At 62.3% G+C, this 5554-nt stretch carries 5 protein-coding genes and 1 pseudogene; 2 read left to right on the top strand and 4 right to left on the bottom strand.

Annotated elements, in window-relative coordinates; genetic code table 11:
• A pseudogene (locus tag RWT78_RS27675) lies at positions 1 to 332 on the bottom strand (roadblock/LC7 domain-containing protein); the annotation flags it as partial.
• 704 nt (positions 333 to 1036) lie between these two features.
• Between RWT78_RS27675 and RWT78_RS27670 the strand changes: the two are divergent.
• A complete protein-coding gene (locus RWT78_RS27670) occupies positions 1037 to 1507 on the top strand; it encodes a hypothetical protein (RefSeq protein WP_314682391.1) in 471 nt (156 codons plus the stop codon).
• A gap of 7 nt (positions 1508 to 1514) precedes the next feature.
• On the opposite strand, the gene RWT78_RS27665 is transcribed toward RWT78_RS27670, so the two are convergent.
• The 3 genes from RWT78_RS27665 to RWT78_RS27655 all read right to left on the bottom strand — a co-directional run bounded on the left by RWT78_RS27665 (position 1515) and on the right by RWT78_RS27655 (position 4722).
• Positions 1515 to 2438 (bottom strand): DUF2797 domain-containing protein, encoded by a 924-nt coding sequence (locus RWT78_RS27665; protein WP_058228157.1) that lies wholly within the window; start codon positions 2436 to 2438, stop codon positions 1515 to 1517.
• Between the two features lie 65 nt (positions 2439 to 2503).
• Positions 2504 to 3160 (bottom strand): DUF305 domain-containing protein, encoded by a 657-nt coding sequence (locus RWT78_RS27660; RefSeq protein WP_314682387.1) that lies wholly within the window; start codon positions 3158 to 3160, stop codon positions 2504 to 2506.
• Positions 3157 to 4722 (bottom strand): LVIVD repeat-containing protein, encoded by a 1566-nt coding sequence (locus RWT78_RS27655; RefSeq protein ID WP_064112937.1) that lies wholly within the window; start codon positions 4720 to 4722, stop codon positions 3157 to 3159. The genes RWT78_RS27660 and RWT78_RS27655 overlap by 4 nt, the downstream gene beginning before the upstream one ends.
• Before the next feature lie 178 nt (positions 4723 to 4900).
• Here RWT78_RS27655 and RWT78_RS27650 point away from each other — a divergent pair, with 178 nt between their 5' ends.
• Positions 4901 to 5488: a TetR/AcrR family transcriptional regulator gene (locus tag RWT78_RS27650; protein WP_223304676.1), complete on the top strand. Its 588-nt coding sequence runs from the start codon at positions 4901 to 4903 to the stop codon at positions 5486 to 5488.
• Positions 5489 to 5554: the final 66 nt, after the last annotated feature.

Genomic DNA, 5554 nt, shown 5'->3' with positions numbered 1-5554 from the left:
TGGCGGGCCAGCGCCAGGTTCGCACGTGCACGGTCCAAAACGAGGTACACGAACAGCGTCGACAGTCCGGGCGTCTCGAGGACGCGAATGAGGTGGTACTGGTTGCTCAGGGTGATCAGGATGTCTTCCAGGGTGTCGGTAATCCCCAAGTTACTCATCGTGCGGAGCTTTGCTCGCACAACCTCGGAGTTGCCGGCGCCGGCGTACTCGAGGCTGAATGACGGGTTGCCGCTCATGCCGAGAACCATTCCGCTGTCGGCGTCGACGACGGCTGCACCGCTGGCACCGTCGATGCGCATCAATTCGCCGAGGATCTTGTCGATGTTGCTCATTGCTTCTCCTTGGTAGGGCCGAGTCGCGCGGGGCGACTCCAGGTGATGCTTCGGTGGTGAAGTCATCGGTACATTTCGAGGTGGAATTGTTGGTTGCGGCGTCGGGAGTGGGTCGGGCGGCAACTTTTCAGTTTGTGAGATTTGTGGGCTCGTTCCGTTCGGTGCAGATGGGCGGCCATTCGACGACTCGAATTCGTCGATGCGGTCTGCGGGTAGCCAGCCGTCTCCGGCGGGTGCGTTGAGTGGCCGTCTCGTATCCGTCTCGTAGTCCGGGGCCGGCGGCTGGAGTTGCGGATACACCGGTGCGGTCAGCGGTCGCTTGTACGGAATCGGCTGACCACCCGCGTCGGCGACGTTCGCGAACCAGGCGGCGTACCCGGGGTCGCTGCGATCGAGGTTTTGCCCGCGATCGTCGTCTTCCTCGCGGGAACCTCGTCGACGAAAAAGTCCCACTCGTTCCAGCCCCTTATATACGAACTATTTCCGATCGGAGCGTTCCGGATGAACGCGGCAGACCGGACAATCCCACCCGTAGTTATTTTGCAGTTAAGTCACCGTAGCATGGGTTCGCGAACGGGGCATACAGTCCAATCCCGCAGTCGGGAGGGCGAGGCGCTCGGATTCGGCAGGATGCTCGGGCAATTGGCGCTGACGGGCGACGCCGGTCCGTTCGAGCGCCAGTGGCCCTCTGGCATCCTTGAGGGATGAAGAAAACGATCACCGGGTTCATCGGTGCCTGCTCGCTGGTGGCGCTGGTTGCCTGCGGTTCTGACGGAGACAAGCCGACCGAGGTCAGAACACTCACTTCCTCTGCTTCGGCGACCACCACGGCGACGTCGACGACGTCATCCGAGGCTCCGGCGACGTCGTCGGAAATACCTACCGAGACCCCTTCGGTCGACTCGAGTGCTCCGGCTGAGGTCCCGTCCGACCCGAATGTGAGTTCGGCACTGCCACGGACCTACGCGCAGGCGTGCTCCGACGTTCTCCGGTACCTCGACGCCTACCAGCCGGCCATCGACGAGTCCGGAGAGGAAATGGGCATGACGCGTGAATCATTGGCAAACGACATGCTGACCTCCATCCAGGCTTATCCCGAATGGTCGAGCCTGTCTGCCGACGAGCAGGCCGAGGTCACTCGCGGATTCGCCGCAGCGACCGCGGGAAGTTGCTGACCTACTTTCAGAACAACGATTCCTGAATCGCCACGCCAGGGGACTCGAACTCGCCGACGGTGATGGTTCGACCGACCAGTCCGGACACGTCCGCGACAAAGCGTGGCGATTCAGAGTCGGGGTCGATCCGCAGCGAGGCGATCGAACCGGCAAGGCCCTCCAGATACAAGGAATGTTCGCCGGACTCGAAAGTGTGCGGATACGCGATCAACGGTGCCGCATCGAAGACCACGTCAGCGCACGCCGGCGCCGTCCATTCTTCGGGAGCCTCCAGGATCTCGATTCCGTCGATGTCCGATCCGATGTCATTCAGCTCGTCTTTGATCGACGATACGAAGTGGTGCAACGACTTTCGTAGTTTCTCTCGATCCAAGGGACCTGTCAACGCTTCGATCTTCCGAGACGTACGTATTGCCTGGCTCAAGTGGAAGTGCTCCGAAACTCGGGCTTCGAGGGCGCGAATGCTGTAACCGTCCGTCGACCGCGCTACGAACAATGCGCAGACTGCCCCTTGTTCGGCGACTCGCGGATGCTTGCGGAACTCGGACGCCGTCCCCACCTTCATCTGGCCGCCGGCGAATACGTCGACGTAGAGCCATTGTGGTTGTGCGAGGTAGGTACGCACATTCGGATGAATGTGCGCGCCGCTGACGTGTGCCTGATGAACCGTGGTGAACCCCTCACGATTTCGGCATCGGTCGCATTGGCGTCCTGCGGTGACCGTCGCCCCGCGGTCGCACGGCGAGTGTCCTGGACCTTCGGCGGTGAGATCTCGCCAGCCGAGGCAGCGGCGGCCCTTCGTCTCGTCGACGGAGAATCGCAGCACCGAGTCGTGAGTGAAGAAGGTCGTAGCGGAAGTGGTGTCGTCGACGCATCGGATCCGCGGTGCTGTCGGGTTCGACCAATCGATTCCGCGAACAAGCAGGGTCATGATGAAGTGTCGATTCCTTCTGTAGTTCGCAGGTCGACACCTATGGTAGTCACTGCACATGCGGGTCAGTGCAGTGGTTGTGCCCCACGTTGTTCGAGCATCAGCGTCATCAGCCCGGATTCCTGACTCTGGGTGTTGATCATGTCGCGGGCGGACTGTTTCACCGGCCCGCTCTCGAGTAGGGCGTCGGCGGCCTGCGCCATGGCGATCCCGCCACGGTGGTGGCGTTCCATCAGTTGAAGGAAAAGGACCTCGGCGTCGAGCCCGCGAGCGCTGCTCAGTTTCTCGAGTTCTTCGGTCGTAGCCATACCAGGCATGGAGTCGGTCTCGGTGTCCAGCGTTGCCGGGTGATGACGAGAGTCGCCCGCGCCGCTCGGCGACGCCTCCATCCACGCCATCGGCGTTCTACTGTTCGGCGGGGCACCGGCCAACCTCAGCCAACCGAGCATGACACCGATTTCCGTTCGTTGAACATCGTCGATCTGCTGGGCCAGTCTCGTCACCGCCGGGTCCACATCGGGACTCAGACGCGCGAGAATGAAGAGGGCCTGTTGATGGTGGGCCGCCATGTCGTGCACGAATCCGATTTCGGTTTCGCTCAGAACAGCTCTCTGCGTGTGGTTCTCGGGTGCGAACAGCGGACGTAGTGCTGCGCCGAGTACAAGCAGCATCAGTGCTGCAGCCACGAGTGCGACGGCTTTGACCGCTCGCGGCGCCGTCATGATCCCACGGTCGTCTTCTGGTCAGCGGGTGGTGTGTAGACACCGTTTTCGAGTTGCATGGCAACAAAGCCGTTGTCGGCGCACGTCGCCCACAACGTGGTCCCTCGCCATTCGGGTGGGGAGAAGCACCAATCGGTCGAGATGTCGCCGAGAGCGACCATGCCCGACCGCGAACTCAGTGCTTGGCCGGGGTCGAACTGGCCCTGCGCGATCGACTGCGCGATTGCCGGGGTGCTGAGAACGGGTACCCCGATGAGCGACGCGAGAGCGTGTGGCGAGTTGGCGAGTTCGAGATTGTCGCCGGTCCGAGCAGGTGGGTTGAAGTACGCAATTTCGTGGACGTCGAAGGGATCTCGAACATCGAAGACCCGAATCCCGCTCGAGATCCATCCACATGCCAGCGCCGTCGGGTCGACCGGGCGATCTGCCGAACAGTAGTGAGATTCGTACGCGAACAGCGATCCGCCGGCAGCAGACGCCAGCGCAGCGTCTTGATTCTCCGGCAGATTGATTTCGAGCTTCACCGAATTGACGACCGACGGTTCGTCGTCATCGGAGACGTCGATCAATTTGACTCCGCCGGAACCACCTTCGTCGACGGTGAACAGGTACGGCGAACCGTCGTAGGTGACCGGAATGCTGTGTTGGGTGGCCCAACCGTCGGTCCACGAGAGCTGGGACAGTTGGCGCACCCGAGGATTCGGGACGCGGCGCTGAACCTCACTGATGTCGAGGACATGTATTCCGCCGAGATTGTTCGACAAGTACATGCGATTTCCGTCGGGACTGATTCCGAAGCCGTGCGTCGACAACCCGATGAGGTCCTGCCAGACGACGCGTGGGTTGGCGGGATCGGTGAGATCGACGGCGCTCACCACGCCGGGAGCGGTGCCGGAAGACCAGTAGGTGTTCCCGTCCGGTGAAAATCCTCCCTCGTGATTGGTGATGGGCAGCAGCATCCCCAGATCGGTTCCTGGTCCGGGGTTGAGTAGTTTCGGGTGCGCGCAATCGGAGATGTCGTAGACCGACATCAGGCCGACGCCGGTCAAGAGCGGAACGCCCGTGCCCACCAGCAGCTTTCGCGCGGTGTTGACCTTGAGGCTCTCCCACGTTCCGGCCAGCATCGCGGGTTCGGTCAGCGTGGCGGTGAGAGCGGGATTGGCAGGATCCGATACGTCGAGAACTTGGACGCCCTGTGCGGGGCCCAGGAGGTTCCCGGGGAAGAAACTGCCGACGTACGAGCAGTGTTCGAAGTTGGTGGACGTGATCCCGCCGCCGCGACCCGAGTAGCCGCCGATCTGAGACATGTTGCAGCTGTAGCCGTCTCGGCTGCGTCCGCTGTTTCGGTCCTCGGCCGGAACATCACCCTGCAACCCGGTCTCGGGCATCGATCCCGGGCCGCATTCGGCGCGGCTTGCGGCGGTGGAAGCGACACCCGGGTTCTCGTGGATCGAGCCCGGGGCAGTGGCGGGCTCAGCCGACGCGACGCACACGGGAAGCACGGTGATCAAGGCGACGAGTGCGATGGCAGATCTGGTTCTGATGGTCGTGAACGATTTCATCGAGTCCAACTCCCGGTGCGGGATTGCCTTTCGTATCTCACGGGCAGACGTATCTCACGGACAGGCAGCACGGAGGGCAGGCGCGTGTTCGAGCGCTCACGACGATCGGGTCGGGGTGTGAACCGGTGTCGGGCCGCAACCAACCGGACAATGCTGTCCGGTTGGTATCGTAGTGTGCGTGACATCGTCTGGCCGCGTCAATAGCGGATCTCTCAACAGAGGGCCGAGAGATGCGGCGCGCAATCGTGCGGCACTCGTCTCAGCAGCTCGTGAGGTGTTCGCCACTCAGGGTTTTGCTGCTCCGCTCAGCCTGATCGCCCGCACGGCCGGCGTCGGTCAGGGCAGCCTCTACCGGCACTTTCCCACTCGCGAGAGCCTCGCACTCGCGGTGTTCGACGAGAACATCGTCGAGCTGCAAGATATGGCTGCCGATCCGGATTCGACTCTCGACGATCTTTTTCGATTGTTGGTAGACCAGATCACCACCTCCATCGTGTTCGTGGAGGTCATCAAGCCCGTCTCCTTCGGCGACTCACGACTGAATTCGGCAGGCACCCGCCTGACCGATCTCCTCGAAGGACGCCTCGAGGAGGCGCGTCGAGCTGGGAAGATACGCGAGTCCGTGACTGCTGAGGACGTGATCCTGGCGATCGCCATGTTCGCCGCGATCATGGAACGGACTGCCGAGAGCTCGCGAAAAGAAGTCGCGCACTCGGCCTGGAACCTACTTGTGCAGGGACTGGCCGGGCCGGCAGCGGCGGGCTGAGTCGCGTTCGCCTCGCGTCTCGAGGTGATCGCCTAGGCTCGTGGCATGGCTATTGTCTGGACAGTT

Origin of the sequence: uncultured Rhodococcus sp., assembly GCF_963525155.1 — a bacterium.
Lineage (GTDB): Bacteria > Actinomycetota > Actinomycetes > Mycobacteriales > Mycobacteriaceae > Rhodococcus_F > Rhodococcus_F qingshengii.
The sequence above is the reverse complement of the archived record's forward strand: the minus strand, read 5'-3'. Positions and strand labels throughout refer to the sequence as shown.

Excerpts from the sequence above, each read along its gene's own strand:
- RWT78_RS27660 (WP_314682387.1), bottom strand. The coding sequence starts at position 3,160 with ATGACGGCGCCGCGAGCGGTCAAAGCCGTCGCACTCGTGGCTGCAGCA.
- RWT78_RS27655 (WP_064112937.1), bottom strand. The coding sequence starts at position 4,722 with ATGAAATCGTTCACGACCATCAGAACCAGATCTGCCATCGCACTCGTC.
- RWT78_RS27670 (WP_314682391.1), top strand. The coding sequence starts at position 1,037 with ATGAAGAAAACGATCACCGGGTTCATCGGTGCCTGCTCGCTGGTGGCG.
- RWT78_RS27665 (WP_058228157.1), bottom strand. The coding sequence starts at position 2,438 with ATGACCCTGCTTGTTCGCGGAATCGATTGGTCGAACCCGACAGCACCG.